The 24,174-nt window shown below is 37.1% G+C and carries 25 protein-coding genes and 2 tRNA genes; 16 read left to right on the top strand and 11 right to left on the bottom strand.

The window, feature by feature from the left end; all coding sequences use genetic code 11:
* Positions 1–48: 48 nt before the first annotated feature.
* Genes LK994_RS05195 through LK994_RS05180 form a run of 4 tightly spaced genes read left to right on the top strand, consistent with a single transcriptional unit; the run spans position 49 to position 3,311 of the window.
* Positions 49–1,443, top strand: a complete 1,395-nt coding sequence (locus tag LK994_RS05195) for a DUF6965 family protein (RefSeq protein WP_229761830.1) — start codon at positions 49–51, stop codon at positions 1,441–1,443.
* A gap of 1 nt (position 1,444) precedes the next feature.
* Positions 1,445–2,122, top strand: coding sequence for a hypothetical protein (locus tag LK994_RS05190; RefSeq protein ID WP_229761829.1), 678 nt, complete (start codon positions 1,445–1,447; stop codon positions 2,120–2,122).
* Between the two features lie 59 nt (positions 2,123–2,181).
* The gene (locus tag LK994_RS05185; RefSeq protein ID WP_229761828.1) at positions 2,182–2,985 is read left to right on the top strand and encodes an SOS response-associated peptidase; all 804 of its coding nucleotides are present in this window, start codon (positions 2,182–2,184) and stop codon (positions 2,983–2,985) included.
* Positions 2,982–3,311: a hypothetical protein gene (locus LK994_RS05180; RefSeq protein WP_229761827.1), complete on the top strand. Its 330-nt coding sequence runs from the start codon at positions 2,982–2,984 to the stop codon at positions 3,309–3,311. The genes LK994_RS05185 and LK994_RS05180 overlap by 4 nt, the downstream gene beginning before the upstream one ends.
* 114 nt (positions 3,312–3,425) lie before the next feature.
* On the opposite strand, the gene LK994_RS05175 is transcribed toward LK994_RS05180, so the two are convergent.
* The 6 genes from LK994_RS05175 to LK994_RS05150 all read right to left on the bottom strand — a co-directional run bounded on the left by LK994_RS05175 (position 3,426) and on the right by LK994_RS05150 (position 11,204).
* Positions 3,426–3,499, bottom strand: a tRNA-Asn gene (locus LK994_RS05175).
* 113 nt (positions 3,500–3,612) lie between these two features.
* Positions 3,613–4,806, bottom strand: coding sequence for a GTPase HflX (gene hflX / locus LK994_RS05170; RefSeq protein WP_229761826.1), 1,194 nt, complete (start codon positions 4,804–4,806; stop codon positions 3,613–3,615).
* A gap of 118 nt (positions 4,807–4,924) precedes the next feature.
* Complete coding sequence (locus tag LK994_RS05165; protein ID WP_229761825.1) at positions 4,925–6,289, bottom strand: peptidylprolyl isomerase; 1,365 nt, start codon at positions 6,287–6,289, stop codon at positions 4,925–4,927.
* Positions 6,290–6,455: 166 nt separating this feature from the next.
* Positions 6,456–9,329, bottom strand: coding sequence for a translation initiation factor IF-2 (infB, locus tag LK994_RS05160; protein WP_229761824.1), 2,874 nt, complete (start codon positions 9,327–9,329; stop codon positions 6,456–6,458).
* Between the two features lie 90 nt (positions 9,330–9,419).
* On the bottom strand, positions 9,420–10,670 hold the full coding sequence (gene nusA, locus LK994_RS05155; protein WP_229761823.1) for a transcription termination factor NusA: 1,251 nt from the start codon (positions 10,668–10,670) through the stop codon (positions 9,420–9,422).
* A 57-nt stretch (positions 10,671–10,727) separates the two neighbouring features.
* Positions 10,728–11,204 carry an LSm family protein gene (locus LK994_RS05150; RefSeq protein ID WP_229761822.1) on the bottom strand — a complete coding sequence of 159 codons (477 nt, stop codon included), beginning with the start codon at positions 11,202–11,204 and terminating at the stop codon, positions 10,728–10,730.
* A gap of 350 nt (positions 11,205–11,554) precedes the next feature.
* On the opposite strand from LK994_RS05150, the gene LK994_RS05145 reads away from it, so the two are divergent.
* From LK994_RS05145 to LK994_RS05125, 5 genes are all read left to right on the top strand, one after another.
* Positions 11,555–11,950 carry an OsmC family protein gene (locus LK994_RS05145; RefSeq protein ID WP_229761821.1) on the top strand — a complete coding sequence of 132 codons (396 nt, stop codon included), beginning with the start codon at positions 11,555–11,557 and terminating at the stop codon, positions 11,948–11,950.
* Between the two features lie 217 nt (positions 11,951–12,167).
* Entirely contained in the window at positions 12,168–12,743 is a 576-nt protein-coding gene (locus LK994_RS05140; protein WP_229761820.1) for a hypothetical protein, read from the top strand.
* 18 nt (positions 12,744–12,761) lie between these two features.
* Positions 12,762–13,211, top strand: coding sequence for an SRPBCC family protein (locus LK994_RS05135; protein ID WP_229761819.1), 450 nt, complete (start codon positions 12,762–12,764; stop codon positions 13,209–13,211).
* 61 nt (positions 13,212–13,272) lie between these two features.
* A complete protein-coding gene (locus LK994_RS05130; protein ID WP_229761818.1) occupies positions 13,273–13,617 on the top strand; it encodes a hypothetical protein in 345 nt (114 codons plus the stop codon).
* 116 nt (positions 13,618–13,733) lie between these two features.
* A complete protein-coding gene (locus LK994_RS05125) occupies positions 13,734–13,982 on the top strand; it encodes a hypothetical protein (protein WP_229761817.1) in 249 nt (82 codons plus the stop codon).
* A gap of 25 nt (positions 13,983–14,007) precedes the next feature.
* Here LK994_RS05125 and LK994_RS05120 read toward each other — a convergent pair whose 3' ends face one another.
* Positions 14,008–14,625 carry an HAD family hydrolase gene (locus LK994_RS05120; protein WP_229761816.1) on the bottom strand — a complete coding sequence of 206 codons (618 nt, stop codon included), beginning with the start codon at positions 14,623–14,625 and terminating at the stop codon, positions 14,008–14,010.
* A gap of 70 nt (positions 14,626–14,695) precedes the next feature.
* Here LK994_RS05120 and LK994_RS05115 point away from each other — a divergent pair.
* From LK994_RS05115 to LK994_RS05100, 4 genes are all read left to right on the top strand, one after another.
* Positions 14,696–14,769 (top strand) — tRNA-Ile (locus LK994_RS05115).
* 98 nt (positions 14,770–14,867) lie between these two features.
* Positions 14,868–15,584, top strand: coding sequence for an outer membrane beta-barrel protein (locus LK994_RS05110; RefSeq protein WP_229761815.1), 717 nt, complete (start codon positions 14,868–14,870; stop codon positions 15,582–15,584).
* A gap of 98 nt (positions 15,585–15,682) precedes the next feature.
* Complete coding sequence (locus LK994_RS05105; protein WP_229761814.1) at positions 15,683–17,530, top strand: amidophosphoribosyltransferase; 1,848 nt, start codon at positions 15,683–15,685, stop codon at positions 17,528–17,530.
* A 104-nt stretch (positions 17,531–17,634) separates the two neighbouring features.
* Positions 17,635–18,129, top strand: a complete 495-nt coding sequence (locus LK994_RS05100) for a SixA phosphatase family protein (protein WP_229761813.1) — start codon at positions 17,635–17,637, stop codon at positions 18,127–18,129.
* Here the strand turns inward: LK994_RS05100 and LK994_RS05095 are convergent.
* Positions 18,124–19,224, bottom strand: coding sequence for a glycosyltransferase (locus tag LK994_RS05095; RefSeq protein ID WP_229761812.1), 1,101 nt, complete (start codon positions 19,222–19,224; stop codon positions 18,124–18,126). The two genes, LK994_RS05100 and LK994_RS05095, sit on opposite strands and share 6 nt — an antisense overlap.
* A 216-nt stretch (positions 19,225–19,440) precedes the next feature.
* Here LK994_RS05095 and LK994_RS05090 point away from each other — a divergent pair, with 216 nt between their 5' ends.
* On the top strand, positions 19,441–19,689 hold the full coding sequence (locus LK994_RS05090; RefSeq protein WP_229761811.1) for a hypothetical protein: 249 nt from the start codon (positions 19,441–19,443) through the stop codon (positions 19,687–19,689).
* 5 nt (positions 19,690–19,694) lie between these two features.
* On the opposite strand, the gene msrB is transcribed toward LK994_RS05090, so the two are convergent.
* A complete protein-coding gene (gene msrB, locus LK994_RS05085; RefSeq protein ID WP_229761810.1) occupies positions 19,695–20,138 on the bottom strand; it encodes a peptide-methionine (R)-S-oxide reductase MsrB in 444 nt (147 codons plus the stop codon).
* A gap of 231 nt (positions 20,139–20,369) precedes the next feature.
* Here msrB and LK994_RS05080 point away from each other — a divergent pair, with 231 nt between their 5' ends.
* Both LK994_RS05080 and LK994_RS05075 read left to right on the top strand, forming a co-directional pair.
* On the top strand, positions 20,370–20,945 hold the full coding sequence (locus LK994_RS05080) for an adenylate kinase (RefSeq protein ID WP_229761809.1): 576 nt from the start codon (positions 20,370–20,372) through the stop codon (positions 20,943–20,945).
* Positions 20,946–21,088: 143 nt separating this feature from the next.
* On the top strand, positions 21,089–21,859 hold the full coding sequence (locus LK994_RS05075) for an enoyl-CoA hydratase/isomerase family protein (protein ID WP_229761808.1): 771 nt from the start codon (positions 21,089–21,091) through the stop codon (positions 21,857–21,859).
* Positions 21,860–21,892: 33 nt separating this feature from the next.
* Here the strand turns inward: LK994_RS05075 and LK994_RS05070 are convergent, their stop codons facing one another.
* Positions 21,893–22,528: a carbonic anhydrase gene (locus tag LK994_RS05070; RefSeq protein WP_229761807.1), complete on the bottom strand. Its 636-nt coding sequence runs from the start codon at positions 22,526–22,528 to the stop codon at positions 21,893–21,895.
* Complete coding sequence (locus LK994_RS05065) at positions 22,525–24,099, bottom strand: SulP family inorganic anion transporter (RefSeq protein ID WP_229761806.1); 1,575 nt, start codon at positions 24,097–24,099, stop codon at positions 22,525–22,527. The genes LK994_RS05070 and LK994_RS05065 overlap by 4 nt, the downstream gene beginning before the upstream one ends.
* Positions 24,100–24,174 lie beyond the last annotated feature (75 nt).

Raw genomic sequence — 24,174 nt, 5'->3', positions numbered from 1 at the left:
AAAAAATAAGTTTGTTTTAGACGTTCACCTTTTTCACTTTTTTCACCAATGACAAAAGAATACAGATATAAATTACAGAAAGGCAGCAAAAAAAGCCTTTGCCCTGAATGTAATAACAAAACCTTTGTACAATACATAGACACCAATACAAGCGACTTATTGCCGGAACAATACGGACGCTGCGACCGTGAAAGTAAATGTTCTTACCACCTCAACCCATACAAAGACGGTTATTCAAAAATGATATTTGAAAAGGAACGGGGCGAATATTCGGGCAACTGGAAACCACAGGCAAGAAAAATAAAGCACATTTCAAAGCCCCTTTCCTTTATACCGATTGAAGTATTTAAGAAAACATTAAAGCCTGAAGGTTATGAAATGAATGTTTTTATTCAAAACATTTTAAGCCGTGTTCCTTACCCATTTGAAATGGTTGAAGTTGAAAAGATAATTTCTCAATATTACTTAGGTACTGTTTGCAATGGTTACAGGGCTGGGGCAATTACTTTTCCTTTCATTGATAAAGGCGGAAACGTCCGGGCAATTCAAGTAAAGCAATTTGACGAAACAAACCACACCACCGGAACAGATTTTTTACATTCAATAATTGAGAAACACCAACAAAGGAAAAATGAAGCTTTGCCACTTTGGTTGAACGATTATAAAAACAATGAAAAAATTGTTTCGTGCTTGTTTGGTGAACACCTTTTAAATAAGCACTCACTAAACCCGATTGCTTTGGTTGAAGCCCCTAAAACAGCCGTTTATTGTTCTTTGTATTTTGGTTTACCTGAAAGCCCCGAAAATTTACTTTGGTTAGCAGTTTACAATTTGTCAAGTCTGAATTTAGATAAATGCAAAGCCCTACAAGGCAAAGATGTTTATTTGTTTCCTGATCTTTCCAAAGACGGCAAATCATTTGAACTTTGGAGCAATAAGGCAAAAGAACTTACTAACCTTTTACCGGGTACACGGTTTATTGTTTCCGATCTATTAGAAACATTTGCACCAACTGAACTAAAAGAAAAGGGGGCGGATATTGCAGACGTACTTATAAAAATGGATTGGCGAAAATTTAAACCCGGTAAAGTTGAAGCATTGCCCTCCATTGAACAGCCTAAACTTAAACCAATACCCAAAAGTGAAAAAGGTGAAAATAGTGAAGCCCCTAAACAAACTTATTTTTTTAATAAACAAGATGCTGAACCACTTAAAAAAGAAAGTTGGGGGTATGATATTGCAGCCCTTGAAAATTACTTTGCCGGAATAGTATTACCAAAGAAGCCTGTCAAATTTAAGCAGGGCGAAACAATTAAAAATATTTCTCTTTTCATTGAAACCCACTTTTTAACAATCAAAAGATATGAAGGCAATGAAACGTTTTTACCTTATCTCAACCGGTTACAGGAACTAAAACATTATCTAATTATAAATGCTAATTAACATGAAAATACAAAAACAAGGTTTACAAAAGTTGACGAAAAAAAATCCTATTGATATTTTATTCAGTAAGAATAAAATAAGCAAAGTTGATCTTGATATACTTAACAAAAATGAAAGGGTTGAATTTTATAAAATCCTAACCGATCGAATTAATAATTTTACTGGGGAGCAAAAAGATGAACTATTAGAAAAGATTGATGAGATTTTACCCACTACTACAAAAAACCAACTTTGGGAAAACAATCACTACTTAATTACCCTATCTATGACAAAGCTAATTGAGGAAACCGGTAAGATGCCTACAAAAAACCAACTTTCAACTGATACCGGATTAAGTAGGCAGACCATTCATAAACATTTGAAAGATTATGCGGATAACCCTCTTTATGCCGCACAATTAAAGCAATTCAAATTTATGGCTGACAGGGTTTTAGCAAAAGTTATAAAGATAGCAGTACAGGATGGAGGCAATGTAAAAGCTGCGAGACTTTACTTTGAGGTAATGGGTTATTTTGGAAATCAATCGGGAATTAATATAAATACTCAAAACAATTACATTCAGATTAACCAAACAAAACTTAGTCAAGAAACAATTAAACAGCTTACACCGGAACAGCTAAACCAAATTGAAGCAGTTTTACAAACAGTATCAAATAATATTCCTAAAACAAATGAGTAAAATTGAGTAAATTGAGTAAATTCAAATACTATTTTTAAAGGGTAAAAAAGTTTTTTAATATGTGTAATTACATGGGGCATAGGGTCACTAAACAACAGTACATAAGGTTAAAACAAATTGAAAAACAATTTGGCATTGCTGCAGCTTTAGAAGTTTTAAAGAGTGGGTTTGAATATGGGGATTGGGCTGTTATTGTTCCAAATGAAGATAAAACCAATTTCGATATTAAAATGATGCATTGGGAGTTTATACCTAACTACATTAATTCAATTGAGGATTTAAAACTTGTAAGGAAAGGGATTAATCCAAGGACAAAAGAAAGACAGGCAGCAATACCGTGGTTAAATGCTAAATCAGAAAACTTACTTATAAATTCATCGGGAAAAAAAGCAATGTGGGCAGATGCAGCCCGTAAAAAAAGATGTTTAGTCCTGGCTACTCATTTTTTTGAATGGAGGCACTATAAACCTCATGACTCAAAAAAGGAATTTACATACCCATACTTGATAGATTTTTACAATGAAGATGAGCCTATGTACATGGCGGGGATTTATAATACATGGACTGACAAAGTAACCGGGGAAACAATGGATACATTTGCTATAGTTACAACTGAGGCTAATGAGTTAATGTCTATTATTCATAATTCAAAAAAAAGACAGCCTACAATATTGACCGAAGATTTAGCCTATGAATGGTTAATGAATGATTTAACAGACGAAAGAATTTTAGAAATAGCTAAGTATCAGTTACCATCTGATTTTATGATTGCTCATACAATTGATCGGGATTTCAGAACAAACCCAGACCCCCTTCAACCTTTTGATTATTACGAATTACCTGATTTAGATTTAGCAACATGATGGAAAACGGAATCACAGGAAAATTGGATTTTTCAGTTGGCAGTAAAAGATTTAAACTGTCATTTGAACGCTATTACCTTAGTGAGCAAATAGAAAGAATAAGAGTATCGGGAAAAGAAAAAACAATGGAGTTACAAAGTAACCGACCCGAAATAAAACTAAACAATAAAAGAAAGGCTGTAAATTGGAAAATAATTTCTCAACTCAATCCTGAAATATACAAACACCCTCTATTTATTACAGAACTAACAATTGTATTAGAATATACCTTAGATGAAATTGATTTCCCAAAGCGACCTTACATTAACCCCAAAAATGCGAAGTAATATTTGAGGTTTGGCAATGTAAAAAAAGACCTTATTTATACCTTGTGTCGGAATTGTGTCGGAATGACTGCATGAAAAAAGGGCTTCATTTACTGAAACCCTTTACCCTATCTGCTCCCCCTTCAGGACTTGAACCTGAGACCCTCTGATTAACAGTCAGATGCTCTAACCAACTGAGCTAAGGAGGAATATGTTTTTTTCTCCCCCTTCAGGACTTGAACCTCAAGACCTTTAAAAGGGAGTGCAAAAATAAGGGGTTTTTAGTTTTTTATCGCAAAATTTTTAATGTTTTTAGCGATTTTTAATAAAAAAACTCCGCTTTATACGGGTACCTGATGCGGTACATCTCCCTTACCTTGTTTAAAATCGTTTGGCGGAGGTTATCAATGTTAGTTTTGGCCAGTGCCGATACAAATACACAATTATCTTTTGTCTCATTTTGCCAGCGTTGTTTCAGATCTGCCAATATCTCTTTTTTTACGCCTTCTTCCAACCATTCATCGAATACCTGGTCTTCATACTTATCCATTTTATTGAAAATAGTAACGGTTGGCTTTTCAGCGGCTCCTAACTCGGCGAGGGTTTTATTTACCACTGCCAATTGTTCTTCATATTGTGGATGAGAAATATCAACTACATGCAATAAAATATCAGCCTCTCTTACCTCATCCAATGTGCTTTTAAAACTTTCTACCAGATGATGCGGCAGCTTTCGGATAAACCCTACTGTATCACTCAATAAAAAAGGGGTTTGTTCAAACACTACTTTTCTGGTGGTAGTATCTAATGTTGCAAATAATTTATTTTCTGCAAACACTTCGCTCTTGCTTAACAGATTCATTATGGTTGATTTACCCACATTAGTATATCCCACTAATGACACTCGTATAAATTCACCTCTTTCTTTTCTTTGAGTAAAAGATTGTTTGTCAATTTCGAGTAGACGTTTACGTAATAAACTGATCTTATCTTTTACAATACGTCTATCCGTTTCTATCTCTGTTTCACCTGGCCCCCTTGTTCCTACGCCCCCCCCCTGTCTTTCCAGATGCTTCCACATACCTTTTAGTCGGGGTAAAATATATTGGTATTGCGCCAGTTCTACCTGCGTTTTGGCTTGCGCCGTTTTTGCCCTGCTGGCAAAGATGTCCAATATCAAATCACTGCGATCGATGGTTTTTACTCCCAACGCTTTCTCAATATGCTGGATCTGAGAGCCCGTCAGTTCATCATCAAAGATCACCAGTTCAACCTCTCTATTCATACTCACGTATTTCCTGATCTCTTCCAGTTTACCCTTTCCTACAAATGTTTTACTATCCGGATGTGCTAATTTTTGTGTGAACCTCTTTACTGCGATCACACCTGCTGTTTCAGCCAAAAAAGCCAACTCATCCAGGTATTCTGTCAACTGTTGCTCAGTCTGATCGGATGTAATAACACCAACCAGCACCGTTTTATCCTCCCGTTTTATCTGTTGTTTTTTTTCTATCAAAATATTTTATTTTATTTCTTCATTTCAGAAATGAAAGAATCATTTATTTACCTGTATTACTGCAAAAATAAAGCGTATAGCTTTTGGCTATACGCTTACAAGCAGATTTTATTTTGTATTAATTTACATTAACGGCAGAAGCTTTTACCCATTTTGATATTTCAGGGCAACTTTTATACTGTTCATCTACCTTAATATAATAACCTAATATTTTTTTGTTGAACCAATTATCCAGGGCTTCGCCTTTCTTGTCTTCCAATGCTCTTGCAGCCAGCTTACCATAATCATCTTTCAGATTTTCTCTGTGTGGTTCTGTTTTTGAGATCAGATAAACGATACGGATTCCTTTTTTCCCTCTTTCATCAGTGAACTCTGTTGGTTTTGAGTATTGCCCCGGAACCAGATTTTTAATTGCCGGTATCATATCCTTATCCAGTTGATCGATCGTTAAATAGGTACTGCCTTCAGCATTTTGTTTTCTACCTCCCGTAAACTTACTACTTTCATCATCACTGTATTTAGAAACCGCTTCGCCGAATTGAATTTTACCAGTCACCAATTTATCTCTTACACTATCTAATTTTTGAACGGCTGTTTTTAATTCTACCGCCGTTACTTGTGGTATTTTAAGGATATGCCTTACTACTGCATCATCTCCGGAACGGCTTACCAATTGTATAATATGATAACCGAAACGGGTTTTAAACGGAGCTGATATTTGCCCTTCTTTCAACGAAAACGCTTTTGCCATAAAAAGAGGGTCCCATTGCTTTTCACTCCTATTGATCTCATACTCGCCACATTTGTCTTTACTTCCCGGATCCTCAGAATACAATGCAGCTAACCTGCAAAAATCTTTTTTTCCGCTTTCTATTTGTTGCTTGAACTCTTTCAATTGTTCCACTGCGTATTCTTCTGCATCCCTGCTTGCTTTTGGATAAACAGCTATTTGTCCTATTTCCAATTCGCTTTCGTAAAACGCCAAACTGTCTTTAGGTAATTTATCGAAATAAATTTTTACTTCATTAGGAGTAATGCGTATGCCATCAACAATTTTATTACGCATAGCCGCTGCTAATTTTCTATCTCTAAACCCTTCTTTAAAATCTTCTTTTATCTGATAGATCGATTTGCCTGAGATTTTTTCTAGCTCTTCTTTAGAGCCATAAGCATTTATAAAATATCTTATTTGATTATCAATATCTGCTGCGACTTCTTCATCTGATACCGGGATGGAATCCTTTTCTGCCTGTAATACCAATGCTTTTACACCCATTGCCTGTTCAAGTGTTAAACACTCTGCATTATCAGGTACTTCCACTCCCTGACGTTTCATGTCTGAAATCGTATTGTCGATCTCACTTTTTAAAACAATTTTATTACCTACCACGGCAATAATTTTATCTGCCACTACTTTTTGCTGCTGTGCCTGAGAAACAAGGAATAAGGAATGAGAAATAAAGAATAAGAAAATGTGCTTCATTAGAAAAAAATATTTTTCAAAAGTAAAGAGCTATTTCTGCAATAGCTCTTTACTTTAGTTTATTTAACAAATGTTTTTGCCTGCGAAGGAGCTCAATAAAGCGTTACTGTACAAGAGTGCGACGCCACTACTGTTGAACAAAGTCACAATGCCCGGTTCAAAAAAATTACAACGTACGTTTAACTTCTACTTCTTCAAATGCTTCTACGATATCTCCAGGTTGTATATCATTATAGTTTCTGATGGTCAATCCGCACTCCATATTAGTGGTCACTTCTTTTGCATCATCTTTATAACGTTTCAAACTTGCTAATTCTCCGGTGTACTTAACAATACCATCTCTAATCAAACGGATGCGATTGTTTCTTGCGATCTTACCATCCAACACGATACAACCTGCAACGGTAGCCTTATCAAATTTGTATGTTTCTTTAATTTCGACGTTAGCCAGTATTTTTTCTTCAACACCCGGCTCAAGCATACCTTCCATCGCACTCTTAATTTCTTCAATTGCATTGTAGATAATTGAGTACAACTTGATCTGTATAGATTCGTTCTCTGCCAAACGTGCCGCTTGCATTGAAGGACGAACGTTGAATCCAATGATGATCGCATCCGATGCATTTGCCAAGGTAACATCACTTTCTGTAATAGCACCTACGGCTTTATGGATCACTTTCACCACAATTTCTTCGGTACTTAATTTTTGTAATGAATCACTCAACGCTTCTACCGAACCATCCACATCACCTTTAATGATAACGTTCAGTTCTTTAAAGTTTCCTAAAGCTAATCTACGTCCGATCTCATCCAACGTGATATGTTTCTTAGCTCTCATTCCTTGTTCTCTCAATATCTGTCCACGTGAGTATGCTTTTTCTCTTGCTTCACTTTCGTCGCTGTATACTTTGAAAGTTTCACCTGCCTGTGGCGCACCATTCAACCCTAATATTAATACCGGGGTAGATGGAGGAGCTATTTCACTGCGTTGGTTACGTTCGTTGTACATAGCTTTTGCCTTACCAAAGTATTGACCTGATACAATCATATCGCCTTGTCTCAATGTACCGTTTTGTACAAGAATAGTAGCCACATATCCACGGCCTTTATCCAGCGATGCTTCAATCACTGTTCCGTTAGCAGGCTTATCAGGATTAGCTTTTAATTCAAGTATATCAGCTTCCAACAAGATCTTTTCCATCAACAGATCGATGTTCAATCCTTGTTTTGCACTTATCTCCTGACTTTGATATTTACCACCCCAGCTTTCAACCAGGATATTCATACCAGCCAATTGTTCTTTAATTTTTTCAGGATTAGCACCGTCTCTATCTATTTTATTAATAGCAAAGATCATCGGTACGTTTGCTGCTTGTGCATGGGAGATAGCCTCTTTTGTTTGTGGCATCACCGCATCATCCGCTGCAACTACTATCACTGCAATATCCGTAACTTTTGCACCACGGGCCCTCATCGCCGTAAAGGCTTCGTGACCAGGTGTATCCAGGAAGGTGATATTTCGTCCATCCTTTAACGTTACTTCGTATGCTCCTATATGCTGAGTGATACCGCCGGCCTCACCTGCAATTACATTGGTGTTCCTGATATAATCCAGCAAAGATGTTTTACCATGATCTACGTGCCCCATGATAGTAACTATCGGCGCTCTTGGTTGTTGATTTTCTTCACTGTCATCTTCGTCTTCTTCTTCCATTTCAGCAACATCTTCAACTCCGATAAATTCTACTTCATAATTAAACTCACTTGCAACCAGTTCAATTACATCGGCTTCCAAACGCTGATTGATAGATACCATGATACCTAACGCCATACATTTGCTGATGATGTCTGCAAAACTTACATCCATCAAACCAGCCAATTCACTTACAGAAATAAATTCTGTTACCTGAAGTTTATTGCTACCTTCTCCGTCTGCACCTCTTTGTTCTGCCAGTTCATCTCTCTTTGCTTTACGGTATTTAGCTTTAAGGCTTTTGCCTCTGCCGCCACCGCCAGAAAGTTTAGCTTGTGTTTCCTTTATCTTATCCTGAATTTCTTTTGCATCAATTTCTCTGTCGCCACGTGGTGCAGGAGCTGCATTTCTATTATTGTTGAATCGGTTGCCACCTTGATGCTGGCCACCACCTTGTGGACGGTTACCACCACCCTGGAATGGAGGACGATTTCCCTGTCCTTGTTGAGGTTGACCCTGACCACCTTGAGGCGGAGGAGTTCCTCCTTTTTTCTCGATAGGAATTCTTTTGCGTTTGCGTTGAGCTTCCGATTCTCCTCTTTTCGGACGAGTATCATTATCAACCGGCAGTTCAATTTTTCCTAAAATTTTAGGACCGGTTAATTTGGCTGCCTGAATGTTTTCAATCACCGCAGGCGCATCCGGTTCCGGAGCTGCTGGTGGTGTTGGTGTAACAGGAGTTGGAGCAACTGCTTCGGCAGGCTTTATTTCTTCTTTTTTCTTGGTAGATTTTTTAGGCTCTTCTTCGGCAGGTTTCTCTTCTGCTTTTTTGGTAGATTTTTTAGGTCTTGTTGAAGAATCTATAGCATCCAGATCTATCTTATCAATAATTTTCGGACCATCAATTTCAGGAGCCGCTACCTTAGTAATTCCCGAAGGCTGTTCCTCTTCTTTAGGGGCTGCTACTGCAGGCTCTGCTGCTACCACCGGAGCTGCCGGCGCTACCGGTTCTTCAACCACTGCAGGTTGTGGAGTTGGCGGAGGCGGAGGAGTTGCTGCTTCTTTTTTCTTGAAAGAAAGATCCTCTTCGTCTCTTTTCTTTTTAGGTTCATTAGCTCCTGCTCCTTTTGGCAGATCTACCTGTTGAGCTTTTTGCTTGGCGGCTTTATCCTGTTGAAACTCTGCCTGTAACACACGGTACATATCTTCGGTGAGTTTGGCCGTGGGTTTCAGGTCATCATTATTGAATCCTTTGGACACAAGGAAGTCTACCAAGGTATCTTTACCTATGTTAAACTCCTTGGCCGCAGCCATCAATCTGGGTGTATTTGTTGCTAATTCTGACATTCTTTGTTTTTAGTTCTTAATTTTTAGTTCGCAGTTTGTAGTTTGTAGTTAAAGAGCTCCTAACTACGAACTATAAACTATAAACTAGTTTTATTCTTTCTCAAATTCTTCCGACAACACTCTTCTTACATCTGCTATAGTTTCTTTTTCAAGATCTGTTCTTCTCTCTAATTCTTCTGCTGTTAATGCTAATACTGATCTACCTGTATCACAACCAACTCTTTTCAGTTCGTCGATGATCCATGGTTCGATCTCATCTGTAAATTCATCCAGATCAATATCAAATTCATCTACTTCATCTTCAGCATCACGGAAAACATCAATTTCGTAGCCAGTCAATTCACAAGCCAGTTTAATGTTCACGCCTCTTCTGCCGATTGCCAGAGAAACCTGATCAGGTTTTAAATATACTGTTGCTCTTTTTGTTTCTTCGTTGATATCGATGCTGGTAATTTTAGCAGGAGTCAATGAACGTTGTATCAGTAACTGTACGTTGCTTGTCCAGTTGATCACATCAATGTTCTCATTTTTTAACTCTCTAACGATGCCATGTATACGACTACCTTTCATACCCACACAAGCTCCCACCGGATCGATCCTGTCATCAAAACTTTCTACTGCAATTTTCGCTCTTTCTCCTGGGTCTCTAACGATCTTTTTCACTACAATCAAACCATCAAATATTTCCGGCACTTCAATTTCCAATAATTTCTCTAAGAAAGCAGGACTTGTTCTTGAAACAATGATCACCGCCTGATTGTTTTTCAATTCTACCTTTTTAACCACACCTCTTACAGTTTCGCCTTTTTTAAAGTAGTCTGAAGGAATTTGTTCAGATTTAGGAAGGATCATTTCATTTCCTTCTTCATCTAACAATAACACTTCTTTTTTCCAAACCTGGTATACTTCACCACTAACGATCTCACCTATGCGATCATCGTATTTTTTGATCAATAAATTTTTCTTCAGGTCGTTGATACGGCTTGCCAACGTTTGTTTACCGGCAAGAATCGCTCTACGGCCAAATTCTTTCTGAATATCCACTTCTTCGTACAATTCTTCACCCACCTGGTAATCCGGTTCGATTTTAATAGCATCACTGTATTCAATCTCAGTCAATGTATTATAGATATCGCCATCATCAACGATCGTACGGCGACGGAAGATTTCCAAATCACCTTTCTGGTCATTTACAATTACGTCAAACTGTTCGTCGCTACCATACTTTTTACGGATCAGTGTCTTAAACACATCCTCCATTACTTTCATCAACGTAGGACGATCAATGTTTTCTGCCTCTTTAAATTCCTGAAAGGAATCAATCAAATTAATACGTGCCATAAACCTTTCCGGCCTCTCACTTTGTATCCCCGCCGGTAGGGGAGTTTTGTGGTTAAATTAAAATGCTATCACTATTTTAGTTTGCTTTATATCACTAAAAGCAATCTCTTTGGTAAGCGTTACCGCTTTTTTATTTTTTCCTGTTGTTTGTTCAATTACTACTTTCTCTTCATCTGCTTCTAACAATTTCCCTTCTTCCTTCACTTCATCATTCAATGTGATCTCTACTTTTCTGCCGATATTTTTTTTGTACTGTCTTAATAGCTTAAGTGGCTCTTCCGCACCCGGACTTGACACTTCCAATGAAAAATTCCCATCAGGATACCAGGCATTCTCCTCAATGATTTTATACATAGCCCGGTTGATCTTTACGCATTTTTCAATGCTTAAACCCGAATCTGCATCTAAAAAAACCTTGATATTGTTAGTAGGTTTTATTTTAACCGATACTAAAAACACATCCGTTGCCTCAATATGAGACAATACTTGTAATACTAATTTTTCTATTGCCGCTATGGTGGTGTCTTGAGTCATGAGTCCTGATAATAGAAGAAGGGAACGCTTCCGTTCCCTTCTTTTCTGTCTTTGTCCATTGCAAATATAGTAAAGATTGGTTAAATGGCAAAAACAAGTATTGGTCGAGTCTGGAGGCTTTAAGTGAGATAGTTGGCAAAATGGTTAGGTTCTGATTTTCAGATGAAAGAAGACTGCATTTTTAAAATTGCCGGGGGCAATATTAAAAATCAGGTTTAAAATAAGAATGATTTAATTATAACACGCTGACAATAAGCCAATTGGCATAAATCTGTTTATTTGCGGAATTCAAAACTAGCGTATATATTTGAGTTGGCTGTAACTGCTTCAGAGTTAAAATTATTACAGGAATGAAAATTTCAGCAAGCATAAAAAGTAAATTGAATCAGTTTGAAACAACTGTTCAAACAAACGACTCAATAAAAGAAATATCTATTCCTCCCAAAGCTTCGGGCTATGGCTCATCCATAAATGGCGGGGAACTCTTACTTCTTTCATTGGCAACTTGTTTTTGCAATGACATTTATCGTGAGGCTATTAAAAAAAATATCATTGTCTCCGATGTAGAAGTAATTGTAACTGGAGAGTTTGGCGCAGAGGGGGCCCCTGGTACAAATTTTAAATACAAAGCAAATGTGATTGCAGATGCAACAGCTGAGGAAATTAAAGCCCTCATTGAGCATACAGATAAAGTCGCGGAGATTCACAATACTCTAAGGAAGGGAATTAATTTAACTGTCAGTTAATTGCGAAGTGCTGCCAACAAAAGTATTGGCAAAAGCAGGACTGGACATTGTATCCCCAAGTAGCAATTCAGCACGGGCAACGCTGCGTTAGCGTATCTGTGATGCAGAGAATTAATCATAAAGTAGAGATACATGTACACTTGCGTATACTCCTATCTTTCAATTTTAGTTTTAACTTCAACAAAATATTTTGAAATTACACTGAGTAAAAGACTACATGGTTGACCTCACTAACATAAAAAACTTCACCATCAACAGACCCGAGGGGTGGACCTTATTCGGTAATGGCGCAGCGTTTGATCAACTCCCGGAAACACATCAGGCGCAAATTTTATTTCTAGATACAACTGCCAGCAAATATATCTGGGACTTCTCTTCCGACGCTCACCTCTTAACAGGTGGCGGGTGGGCCCCTTTTGAAAAAGGCAATTTTAAAACAGTAGAAGAGTTTAGTGATTTCAGGCGCAACGATGAGAGTAAACAACTGTTAAAAAAATGGCTGCATAATAGAGGCATCGCTTTTGATACATGGTTATTTGTTTTAGAAGATGGGAATGACCAGGCTATTTTAACCACCTGGAAAATGGTGATCAAATATTCCGCTGATCTTTTTATAATGTCTGATATGATGGTATTTGACAACACACTAAACTGGTGTTTATACTTCTTTCATGAAGACAAACTTTTTTTCGGAAAGGACAATGTATACGATGCTACCGAAGACCAACAACAAATGGAAGCATTGAACGAAAGAAAGAAAAAATTTCCGCAGTTCAAGCATCCTTTTTTATAATAATTATTGTCAACACAAATGGAAACAACTACCGACTGTGTAATAGTAACCAAAAGGAAATTACATGCTCCAATAGCAATCGTATATAAGGCATGGGCAGACCCGATACATCTTGCAAGCTGGTGGGGACCAAAAGGTTTCACCAATACATTCAATGAATTTGATCTTCGTGTGGGCGGGAAATGGAGTTTTATTATGCATGGTCCCGACAAAGGCAATTACCCCAACGAATGTGAGTTTACACAGATCGTTCCTATGGAACTGATATCATGGAAACGTCACTCAAAACCACTATTTAAAATTTTAACCACCTTTCACAAAATTTCTTCAAACAGCACCGAAGTAATATTCAGAATGATATTTGATACACCTGAAGAATGCAATAAATTAAAAGCCTTTGTGGTTGATAAAAATGAAGAAAATTTCGACAAGCTGGAAGATGAATTAAAGAAAATGATGGCTAGCTAATTTGACAGATATAAAAACAGCAAGTGAGTAAATATACACCAGGTCTGAAAAAAATATTACAATGCACAAACCAAGTATACTTCAAGAGTTATTATCGAAATTTCGATCTCTCTACACCAATAAAGCATTACCCAAATGGTTTATCCGATTGAATTTTTTGGGCTTGTCTGCAATCGTTGTATGGCCGCTGGTTTTCTTTGCATCCATCTTTATGTTTGATAACCCTAAAAACTTTGGACTCACTTTTCTTCTATTCTTATTAATAATCGCTTACCCTTTATTGTTCATTGGAAATATGATGCTAAGCATCCGGCTTTTTGCCACACAAAAAACAATTGCAGTATTATTGCCATTGATCTCGTTTGGTGGGTTTATATACTTTATATTTAAGGTTTTCAGCAACTAAACTTACCCTTCCAATTCTACCGATAGTATATGGCTGCTCACCGAAAATTAACCGCTTACTGAAAAATAGCCCTCATTTTAACACAACTATTACTATTTGGGTTTTACCTTTGCTTCATGAGTCTTTTTAGAGTAGTTATAGAACTTTTTGCATTCTATCTTTTATATAAATTGATATTTGATTTTATTATTCCTGTTGCTAAAACAACCAAACAGGTAAAGAAGCAATTTGGCGATATGCATAGTCAGATGCAGGAAAAAATGAATCAGTACAACAGAGAACAGCCATCACAAGCCTCTACTGTAAAAAGCAGTGCTCCTAAGCCTGATAAGGCTGATTATATTGAGTTTGAAGAGATGAAATAATTGGTTGCTGCTCTGCCCTGTTAAATTATAATCCTAAGTTTTCGATTTTTTCTGTAGGCAACAACAAGTGCGTTTGTATACCTAACTCTTTTGCTCCTTCTACATTTTGAATAGAATCTTCAATGAACAATGTTTCGGATGCCAGCATATTCCCATCTTTTAACACAAATTCATACGTTGATGCATATGGTTTACGCATTTGTATGATATGTGAATAGTAGGCCTTGGTAAAATAATCATCTAATAAAGGCTTATCTCCTATTTGTCTGGTAAACAATTGTTGTATTGCAGCCAGATGTATACTATTGGTATTACTGAGCAGGAACAAATTATACCGCTGTTTCAACTCCGTTAAATAAGCCAGGCTTTCTTCCCGGTAATCCAGCAACATTGCATTCCAGGCCAATTCCATTTCTTGCTTTGTTACTCCGGGCCGGCAATATTGTTGTATCGTTTGATAGAAATTATCGGCTGATATTTTTCCGGTTTCAAGGTCTTCGAAAAGCGTATTGGCTTTGAACTGCGTAAACAGGTCGTCAAAATGAGTGATACCGAGTTTTTGAAACTCCACAGAGGTTTTATTGTAATCTAAATTGAGCAGCACTCCGCCCAGATCGAAAATGATATTTTTTATTTGTGACATTATTTTTAAAAAATTGGGTGCAAAATATCTTATTTTACTTACTTTTGCCGTCCGTTATGTAAAAATAACAGGGCCTATAGCTCAGTTGGTTAGAGCACCTGACTCATAATCAGGTGGTCCCTGGTTCGAGCCCAGGTGGGCCCACAAACAAATAGCCCGATTCATTTCGGGCAATTTTTTACACGGGCATTTAACCTTTCATTAACCCTGATGCGGTTATTTTTGCCACTCAAGATTTAAGTATGAAAAAATTTATATTAGTTCTTTTTGTATTTGCAACTGCAACGGTATCTGCACAAAAGAAAAAAGACTGGAGTAAAGTTGAACTGGATAAAGCCGGTGATCATATTATGTTTCAGCTTAGCAGCGATCATTGGGGTGGAATACCGGATAGTATCAGCAGTCATATAAAAGGTTTATCCAGAGGAATGAATCTTTATATCATGATGAACAAACCTTTTAAAACTGATCCACGTTGGAGTGTGGCTTTTGGTATAGGCGTTGGTTCCAGCAGTATCTTATTTAAAAAAATGGGTGTAGATGTAAAAGCAGGTGGGGGCGTTCTTCCTTTTATCAATCAGGATTCTTTGAATCATTTCAAAAAATACAAATTAGTAACCGCATACCTGGAAGCTCCGGTTGAGATCCGTTACACATTTAACCCGGAGAACACAAAGAAAAGCTGGAAAATTGCCGTGGGGGTTAAAGTTGGTACAATGTTGAATGCACATACCAAAGGTAAATTTCTGCAAGACAAATACGGTAACACCATTAATTCTTATACCGCTAAAGAAAGCAGAAAGAATTTCTTCAATACTACCCGTTTGTGCGGAACAGCCCGTGTTGGTGTAGGTAATTTCTCTTTATTTGGATCTTATCAACTTAATTCATTCCTGAAAGATGGCGCAGGACCTGCAATAAAACCTTACCAGATAGGCCTTTGTTTGAGCGGCCTCTAACATTAAAAAATTAAATATGTAAAATCCCGATAGCTTCTATCGGGATTTTTGTTTGACACTGTTTTGGAATGTTATAACTTTGCACCTCACATCACCTCATGAGCGACGAAATAAAACACGAATGTGGCCTTGCTTTCATTCGACTTCGTAAACCTTTTAGTTACTATCAACAACAATATGGCACTGTATTGTATGGCCTTAATAAGCTGTACCTGCTAATGGAAAAGCAGCACAACCGTGGACAAGACGGAGCTGGTATTGCCACTGTAAAGTTGAATGTAGAACCCGGCTATCCATTTCTGCATCGTATCCGTAGTAGTGCCAGTCAGCCAATTGCTGATCTGTTTCAACAAATTGGTAAAGAAATTGATGAAATTGAAAAATTTCAGCCCGATATAAAAAACCATCCCGGTTTAATGAAAGGGCATGTGAATTTTTTGGGCGAGTTATTACTAGGCCATCTCCGATATGGTACACAGGGAAAAAATAATGTAGAATTTTGCCATCCATTTATAAAACGTCATACCATTCCAACAAGAAACCTGGCATTAGCCGGCAATTTCAACCTGGTTAATACAGAAGAATTGTTTGGATTGATCAATGTTGATCCGGGTGTTTTCCAACGTCAGAGTGATCTGGCGGCCATGATGGAAGTATTGCATCATTTTCTGGTGAAAGCGGATGAAGCTTTTCCCGGAAAATTAGATATTGTAAAAGTGTTGAAAAAAGCTGTTCCGCTTTTTGATGGCGGTTTTAATTTCAGCGGATTGATTGGTAACGGTAATGCCTTTGTAGTAAGAGATCCGCATGGTATCCGGCCTTCATATTACTATGTAAACGATGATGTGATTGTTGCTGCCAGCGAACGTGCAGCTATCAGAACAGCTTTTAATGTGGGAGAAAATGAAGTGCAGGAGTTAATGCCGGGACATGCTTTAATTGCTGACCCTGATGGCAATTACAGTATTCAGCAAATTGTTGAACCTAAAGAAAGAAGAGCTTGTAGTTTTGAAAGGATCTATTTTAGTCGTGGTAGTGACGAAAAAATATATAATGAAAGAAAGGCGCTGGGCCGATATTTAAGCGAGCCTGTGTTGAAAGCGATCGATTACGATCTGAGAAATACTATATTTTCTTTTATACCAAATACTGCAGAAACAGCTTTTTACGGATTGGTAAAAGGAGCTGATGATTATCTCAAAAAAATAAAAGTAGAACGTATTTTAAGCTGGGGGAAAGATTTTGATGAAGAGAAACTAACGGAAATGATCAGCCGAAAAGTGCGTTTTGAAAAAATAGCCATTAAGGATGTAAAGCTGCGTACTTTCATTACTGAAGACAGCAGCAGAAACGAGATGGTACAACACGTTTACGATATTACCTACGGCACAGTTCGGAAGAATATCGACACATTGGTGGTGATCGATGATTCAATCGTAAGAGGTACCACATTGAGAGAAAGTATTATTCGGATGCTGGCAAGGCTGGAACCTAAAAGAATTATTATTGTATCTTCTGCTCCGCAGATACGTTATCCTGACTGTTATGGAATTGATATGAGCAAACTGGGTGATTTTATTGCATTCAGAGCTGTTATTGAACTATTGCACGAAACAAAACAAGAAGGATTGCTGGAAGAATTACTGACCAAATGTAAAGAACTTCAACGCAATAATCAGTTACATACAGAGAATGTGGTACGCCAGGTGTACAAACCTTTTACCTTAGAAGAGATCTCTAATAAAATTGCTCAGTTGATCACACCAAAAGAAATAACCATTCCGGTAGATGTGATCTATCAGAAAATTGAAACATTGCATTTAGCATGTCCTACTAATACCGGCGATTGGTACTTTACCGGAAATTACCCCACTCCCGGAGGAAACCGTGTAGTGAACAAGGCGTTTATGAATTATATGGAAGGAAAAAATGTGAGAGGGTACTAAAGAAAGTACAAATTACGGATGTTGGTATGCGAATTGACATTTTTTCATTCATGGGTCATTTTTAAATTTTGAATTGCTGATTTTGAGTTTTACTTTTAACAGTAATGAAAACGCTCCTTCTCATACGTCATGCTAAAAGTGACCAAAGTTTTTTTGGCAATGACTTTGAGCGCCCCCTGAATGAACGGGGAAAAGCAGATGCGCCAATAATGGCACAACGTTTATTGGATAAACAAATCACTATCGATGCATTCGTAAGCAGTCCTGCAAAAAGAGCAAAAAAAACTGCAGAATTATTTTGTGCAGCATTTAAAAGAGAAGCTAACGAGATATTTTTTCTTTCTAAATTATACCATGCCGCCCCTGAAGTTTTTTATGAAGTAGCCTCCGAATTGGATGACAATCATCATACAGTTGCTGTTTTTTCTCATAACCCCGGCATTACCTATTTTGTAAACGAAGTGGTAAAAACTGAAAGAATGTATGATATGCCCACCTGCGCCATCTTTGCAATAAAGATCGACTCCGATAAATGGAGCGATTTTCACAAGGCAAAAAAAGAGTTCCTGTTTTTTGATTATCCAAAAAACAACTTATAAACTATCTGTAAAATTTTTTACAGCGTCTTTATAGTTGTTCATATCAAATATGTATTTGCTGTAAGAAAATTTATCTGATTGAGAAATAGCGTCTGTCAAAATAAACTCATTCTGCCGCAGGCAGAAAAATATTTTCCGCTCATATAAATAATCGGCTAAATACTCCTGCTCTGTTTGTCCGGGGGTGGGAACAAGAATTACTTTTTGTTGCAATTTTACCATATCCATTACCGTGGTATATCCTGATCTGCTTATTACTTTTTGAGATTGCTGTATGGCAATAGAAAGTTCTTTTGCAGATAAATGATTCTTTATTGTAACACTGTTGAATGCTGTTATAACCGGGCTATTGTCTGGCAGGCCTCTTACAAGCAGCACTGTACCCTTATAGTTTTGCAACTGGTGTAATAATAGTTTTTCGAAGATCGTCCTTTGTGGTTCAGGGCCGGAAATAACGATCAGCAGGTCATATTTTTTCTCAATCCCTTCCCGTTTTTCAAATCTTGAAAGCCCCCCTATGTACATTACATTTGATGGTATTGATACCGGATGCGAAAGTGCTCCTGCTAAATTATTGTTACCGGCAAAATCCGGCACCCAACACCTGGTATACTTTTTTATAAAATGATAATGAATTTTTTGAGCAACCCATTCGCTTAGCGTATTCCCGGTTTTAATTAATAATTGATGAGTGATATACACTGTCGGTACAGATGAATGGTATAATCCAAAACGATTGTCTGATATGACCGCATCAATATTATATTTTTTTACTACACCCTTCAGCCACCTGTTTTCAATATACATTGATTTTATAATATGTGGTACCTGTAGCAGCATTTTTAGCGGCATCCAGTATTTAGACCTGCTATACCTGATATTATAATCTACTAATGGCAAGAAATCTACTTCGGGAAATTCAGCTTTTAATAAAGCAACAACTTTATTATCGCCGGCAATAATGGGTTTGCACTTCAACAATATAAGTTCTTTAATGATTGGGATGCAACGGGTAGCATGGCCCAGGCCCCAGCCAAGTGGCGCAACCAGTATGTTGGGTTGTTTATTTAAATTGTTAAATTCTTCAGACCGCATTACAATATGCAATATTTATTTGTGAAAATAGTTTAATTTAGTAACCTGAAAGCATATGAAATTAATTTCCAAAATATCGTTACTATTTCTTTTGGTGTTAGCCATCACTGTTACTAGTTGTAACTCATCCAAAAAAAGCGGATGTGGTTGTCCTAGTAAAAAAGGATTGGTTGGTTACTAATATTGATATAGTATAACAATAAACGTCTTGCTCCAATGAATAACTTTAACCGGGATCTACTGGTTTTATTTAATCAAGAATTAATGAGTCCGCAGGCTATCGAGTTTGAGGTGGAGAAGTTACATGAATTATTAAAAAATGTGGAGCGTTTAAATAATTTGATCATTGCCCACGAAATAATAGATCTGAATAAATACAAGGTTACAAATAAGCATTCAATTGTTCGAAAAGCCTTTCTGAAAGAGGGTTTGAAGCCTTTTGTATTTTTAAACAACTTGAATTAGAAAGTTTACTCCTCCTTTTTCTCAAAATCCAGAATTACAGAATTGATACAATATCGCAAACCTGTTGGTGGAGGACCATCTTCAAAAACATGTCCCAAATGTGCTTTGCACCTGCCACACATTACCTCAGTTCGTTTCATCCCATACGTATTATCCGGAGCATAAATAATACTTCCTTTTGAGATCGGTTCAAAAAAACTTGGCCAGCCACAGCTGCTTTCAAATTTTCCATTACTATTAAATAAAGGATATCCGCAAGCGGCACAATAGTAAGTTCCTCCTTCTTTGGAATTCCAGTATTTGCCTGTAAAAGCCCTTTCAGTTCCTTTTTTTCTCGCTATCTCATATACATCTTCCGGCAAAACCTTTTTCCACTCTTCATTGCTTATTGCCAATTTTGAAGAATCGGTATTTGAGTAAAAGGGATTATCTTTTTTATTGGTATCCATATTTCTATTGTTTAGATCTTTTTTATTTTGAAAACAGCTTGCAATCGTTGCCACAAAAACTAATGAGATGCAAAATAATCTGTTTATCATTGACAATTGTGTTATAATTAAACAATTACAACTTACGAAAGGTCCGGGGTAAAAGTTTTTTGCATAAATGAGCGAATTGTTAAAGCATTTCTAAAATTCGTATATTATATTTGCCACTCAATTTACAATCAGCCGAAAATCATGTTCAATCTAATACTTTTTGGCCCTCCGGGCAGTGGAAAAGGAACGCAAAGTGAGAAATTAATCGCAAAATACGGATTAAAACACCTTAGCACAGGAGATCTGTTACGTTCAGAAATTGCTAATGCTACTCCTTTAGGACTGGAAGCCAAAAATTTCATGGACAAAGGGCAATTGGTTCCGGATGAAGTGGTAATTGGTATGATCAGTTCAGCGTTAGACAATAACCCACAGGCAAAAGGTTTTTTATTTGACGGTTTTCCAAGAACCGCAGCCCAGGCAGAAGCGTTGGATAAATTATTGGAATTAAAAAACACTTCAATAGCCGTAATGCTGGCTTTAGATGTTAGTGAAGAAGAATTAGTAAACCGTTTGCTTAAACGTGGCGAAACAAGTGGCCGCTCAGATGATACCAACGAAACTATTATCAGAGCAAGGATCACCGAATACCAAAACAAAACTACTGCTGTAGCCGATTATTATAAACAATTTGATAAAGTGGTATTGATAAAAGGCGAAGGTGGTATTGATGATATCTTTGACAGGTTATGTAAAGAGATCGACGCCCTGGCTTAACATTTTTTCTTATAAAGTAAAAGCATCTGTAACCCAACAGGTGCTTTTTTCATTTCATAAAATTAGGAAAAGAGTTCTTCTTTTTATACTGTTTTTTTAGAATAAGTATTGTTAGATTTGATACAGGAAATAATACTAGTCATATGAAACAGGAAACACAAAAGGGCCATGTACATACGGAGACTCATAAAGGAATTACTACCATAGAGTTTTCTCATCCAAAAGGCAATTCTCTCCCTAAAAAAACATTGGAAGAACTGGCAAAAGAAATTCATTTTGCCGGCAACCATAGTGAAACAAAAGTTATCATACTTAAAAGTGCCGGGGAAAAGGTTTTTTGTTCAGGCGCAAGTTTTGATGAATTAAGTGCCATTCATACAGAAGCGGAAGGACAGACTTTTTTTAATGGCTTTGCCGATGTCATTAATGCCATGCGTAAATGCCCGAAATTTATTATTGGAAGAATACAAGGAAAGTGTGTTGGCGGAGGTGTTGGTTTGATCAGTGCTGTTGATTACGCCATTGCTACTACCAATGCTGATATAAAATTAAGTGAATTGGCTATCGGCATTGGACCATTTGTAATTGGCCCTGCGGTAGAAAGAAAAATAGGGGTTGCTGCATTCTCTGCTTTAGCTATTGATGCTACCATGTGGCGTAATAGCGACTGGGCAAAAAGAAAAGGTTTGTTTGCTGAGTTACATGAAAATATAGAAAATATGGACGAGTCAATCAGTCGTTTAGCAAATACATTAGCTCATTCGTCTCCTTCAGCCATGGCTGAAATGAAAAAAATATTCTGGAGAGGCACAGAGCATTGGGATGAATTATTAAAACAAAGAGCAGAGATCAGTGGCAGACTGGTATTAAGTGAATTTGCAAAAAAAGCAATTGAAAAAAATAAACCTCAATAAAAAAACGGTCCGCAAATGCGGACCGTTTTTTTATTACAAATTGTCATACTCATACAGAGGATCTATCTTATCTCCGGGTTGTACTTCTAAAACTGGTTTAATAATACCATCTTTTAAACCATACACCCAGCCATGCAAATGAGGGCGGCGGTCATTCTTCCAGGCTCGTTGAATGATAGAAGTTTGTGCCAGATGCATTACCTGCTCCTTCACATTTAACTCTACCAAACGGTCTGTTTTATCATCTTCATTTTTAATGTCATTTAACTCCTGCATATATTGATGATACACATCTTTTATATTACGAAGCCACATGTTTAAAACCGGCTTAAAATCCTGGTTTGTCATTGCTGCTTTAATACCGCCGCAACCATAATGTCCACAAACGATCACATGTTTTACCTCTAAATGATTAACAGCATAATCCAGCACACTTAAGAGATTCACATCAGTATGCACCACCATATTCGCAATATTTCTATGCACAAATATTTCTCCGGGTTGTGTTCCCGTTATTTTATCTGCCGGCACACGGCTATCGCTGCAACCTATCCACAAAAATTCTGGCGTTTGCAAAGAAGATAAACGATTAAAAAAATCCGGATCTTCTTCTTTTTGTTCCTGTGCCCAGGCTTTATTTTCTAATAATAATTTTTCGTATGTTGTCATAATTCTTTGTTTATTAAAATTGGTTCATTGAATAATAAATGTACTTGTTTATACTGGCTCTTTTTTATTTCTACAACAATATTTTTAAGATGGGCATGTGTCATAAAGTTATTGATCTCTTCTATCACATCCTTATCTATAAAATCGGCTCTTGTTGCATCAATCAATACGAAAGCATTTTCCGTTACTTCTTCCAGCTTCTTTTTAATGATAGGTTTATTCAAAAAAGAAACATCCTTTCTTAATCTGAATAAAAATTTATTCTGATCATTCACTACTAAAACAGATGACCTGAAATTACTTCTTATCATATAAAACAAACCCACTGCAATACCTATAAGTATGCCCTTTAACAGATCTGTCATTAAAATAGCTGAGATGGTAATTACAAATGGCATGAATTGGTCCCAGCCTTTTTGGTAAAACTCCTTGAATAAAGAAACCTTTGCTAATTTATACCCGGTAAAAATAAGTATTGCTGCAAGCGCTGCCAAAGGAATCTTATTTAAAATAAAGGGGATAAAAAACACACAAAGCAACATAAATGCCCCATGTAAAATAGTTGAAAGTTTTGTTTTAGCTCCCGAGTTTACATTAGCTGAACTTCTTACTACAACTGATGTCAACGGTAATCCTCCTAATAAGCCGGACACAATATTGCCAACCCCTTGGGCTTTCAATTCTCTGTTTGGAGGAGACACTCTTTTCAAAGGATCAAGCTTGTCCACCGCCTCGATACCTAATAAGGTTTCAAGACTTGCAACTATCGCCAGTGTAACTGCAGTTACCCACACATCCGGATTGTTGAGATATTTAAGTTGAGGGAATGTAAAGAAGGATAAAAACTCTTTCATGCTGGATGCTTCGGGCAATGCCACCATATGTTTTGCTTCCAATGCATAATCAGGTTGATACAATTTAAAACATTCATTGATTATCGTTCCTGCCAATACAACAACCAGTGGGCCGGGAATTAATTGGAGCCACTTTTTTGATTTCACGAATTTTTGTTCCCAAAACATTAAGATCAATAGAGATACCCCGCCAATAACCAACGCTGATGGCGTTATATAATTGATCGCATTAAAAATGCCGGAGAAAGTATTTTCTTTATTTCCTTGATCAAAACTTTCGTCTCCGGCAAAATCTGCATCATAGCCTACCAGATGCGGAAATTGTTTTAGTATCAATATAAGGCCGATAGCTGCTAGCATTCCTTTAATTACAGAATTAGGAATATAATCTCCTATCACACCGGCTTTAATAAAGCCAAGTATAATTTGTAATACACCGGCTATTACTACCGCCAACAAAAAAGCCTCAAATACCTGCAACTTTAAAATAGCTGTAGCTACAATAACGGTTAAGCCGGCTGCCGGACCTGACACACTTAATTGAGACCCGCTTAAAGCGCCAACAATAATCCCACCGACAACACCAGCAATAATTCCTGAAAACAAAGGAGCCCCGGACCCTAACGCAATGCCCAAACACAAAGGCAATGCTACTAATAACACCACAATCGACGCTGAAAGGTCTGCAGCGCCGGTTTGAAAAAATTTCTTGATCATAAATTGATTTTATACTACAACGATGCAGGAGACGACAGGTCGACACCTCTGAAAAGCATACATACCATGACTACC

Source organism: Ferruginibacter lapsinanis, from assembly GCF_020783315.1.
GTDB lineage: Bacteria > Bacteroidota > Bacteroidia > Chitinophagales > Chitinophagaceae > Ferruginibacter > Ferruginibacter lapsinanis.
The sequence above is the reverse complement of the archived record's forward strand: the minus strand, read 5'-3'. Positions and strand labels throughout refer to the sequence as shown.

Coding starts and splice junctions, on each gene's coding strand:
- LK994_RS05195 (WP_229761830.1), top strand. CDS start 49: ATGACAAAAGAATACAGATATAAATTACAGAAAGGCAGCAAAAAAAGC.
- LK994_RS05190 (WP_229761829.1), top strand. CDS start 1,445: ATGAAAATACAAAAACAAGGTTTACAAAAGTTGACGAAAAAAAATCCT.
- LK994_RS05185 (WP_229761828.1), top strand. CDS start 2,182: ATGTGTAATTACATGGGGCATAGGGTCACTAAACAACAGTACATAAGG.
- LK994_RS05180 (WP_229761827.1), top strand. CDS start 2,982: ATGATGGAAAACGGAATCACAGGAAAATTGGATTTTTCAGTTGGCAGT.
- LK994_RS05165 (WP_229761825.1), bottom strand. CDS start 6,289: ATGAAGCACATTTTCTTATTCTTTATTTCTCATTCCTTATTCCTTGTT.
- infB (WP_229761824.1), bottom strand. CDS start 9,329: ATGTCAGAATTAGCAACAAATACACCCAGATTGATGGCTGCGGCCAAG.
- nusA (WP_229761823.1), bottom strand. CDS start 10,670: ATGGCACGTATTAATTTGATTGATTCCTTTCAGGAATTTAAAGAGGCA.
- LK994_RS05150 (WP_229761822.1), bottom strand. CDS start 11,204: ATGACTCAAGACACCACCATAGCGGCAATAGAAAAATTAGTATTACAA.
- LK994_RS05145 (WP_229761821.1), top strand. CDS start 11,555: ATGAAAATTTCAGCAAGCATAAAAAGTAAATTGAATCAGTTTGAAACA.
- LK994_RS05140 (WP_229761820.1), top strand. CDS start 12,168: ATGGTTGACCTCACTAACATAAAAAACTTCACCATCAACAGACCCGAG.
- LK994_RS05135 (WP_229761819.1), top strand. CDS start 12,762: ATGGAAACAACTACCGACTGTGTAATAGTAACCAAAAGGAAATTACAT.
- LK994_RS05130 (WP_229761818.1), top strand. CDS start 13,273: ATGCACAAACCAAGTATACTTCAAGAGTTATTATCGAAATTTCGATCT.
- LK994_RS05125 (WP_229761817.1), top strand. CDS start 13,734: ATGAGTCTTTTTAGAGTAGTTATAGAACTTTTTGCATTCTATCTTTTA.
- LK994_RS05120 (WP_229761816.1), bottom strand. CDS start 14,625: ATGTCACAAATAAAAAATATCATTTTCGATCTGGGCGGAGTGCTGCTC.
- LK994_RS05110 (WP_229761815.1), top strand. CDS start 14,868: ATGAAAAAATTTATATTAGTTCTTTTTGTATTTGCAACTGCAACGGTA.
- LK994_RS05105 (WP_229761814.1), top strand. CDS start 15,683: ATGAGCGACGAAATAAAACACGAATGTGGCCTTGCTTTCATTCGACTT.
- LK994_RS05100 (WP_229761813.1), top strand. CDS start 17,635: ATGAAAACGCTCCTTCTCATACGTCATGCTAAAAGTGACCAAAGTTTT.
- LK994_RS05095 (WP_229761812.1), bottom strand. CDS start 19,224: ATGCGGTCTGAAGAATTTAACAATTTAAATAAACAACCCAACATACTG.
- LK994_RS05090 (WP_229761811.1), top strand. CDS start 19,441: ATGAATAACTTTAACCGGGATCTACTGGTTTTATTTAATCAAGAATTA.
- msrB (WP_229761810.1), bottom strand. CDS start 20,138: ATGGATACCAATAAAAAAGATAATCCCTTTTACTCAAATACCGATTCT.
- LK994_RS05080 (WP_229761809.1), top strand. CDS start 20,370: ATGTTCAATCTAATACTTTTTGGCCCTCCGGGCAGTGGAAAAGGAACG.
- LK994_RS05075 (WP_229761808.1), top strand. CDS start 21,089: ATGAAACAGGAAACACAAAAGGGCCATGTACATACGGAGACTCATAAA.
- LK994_RS05070 (WP_229761807.1), bottom strand. CDS start 22,528: ATGACAACATACGAAAAATTATTATTAGAAAATAAAGCCTGGGCACAG.
- LK994_RS05065 (WP_229761806.1), bottom strand. CDS start 24,099: ATGATCAAGAAATTTTTTCAAACCGGCGCTGCAGACCTTTCAGCGTCG.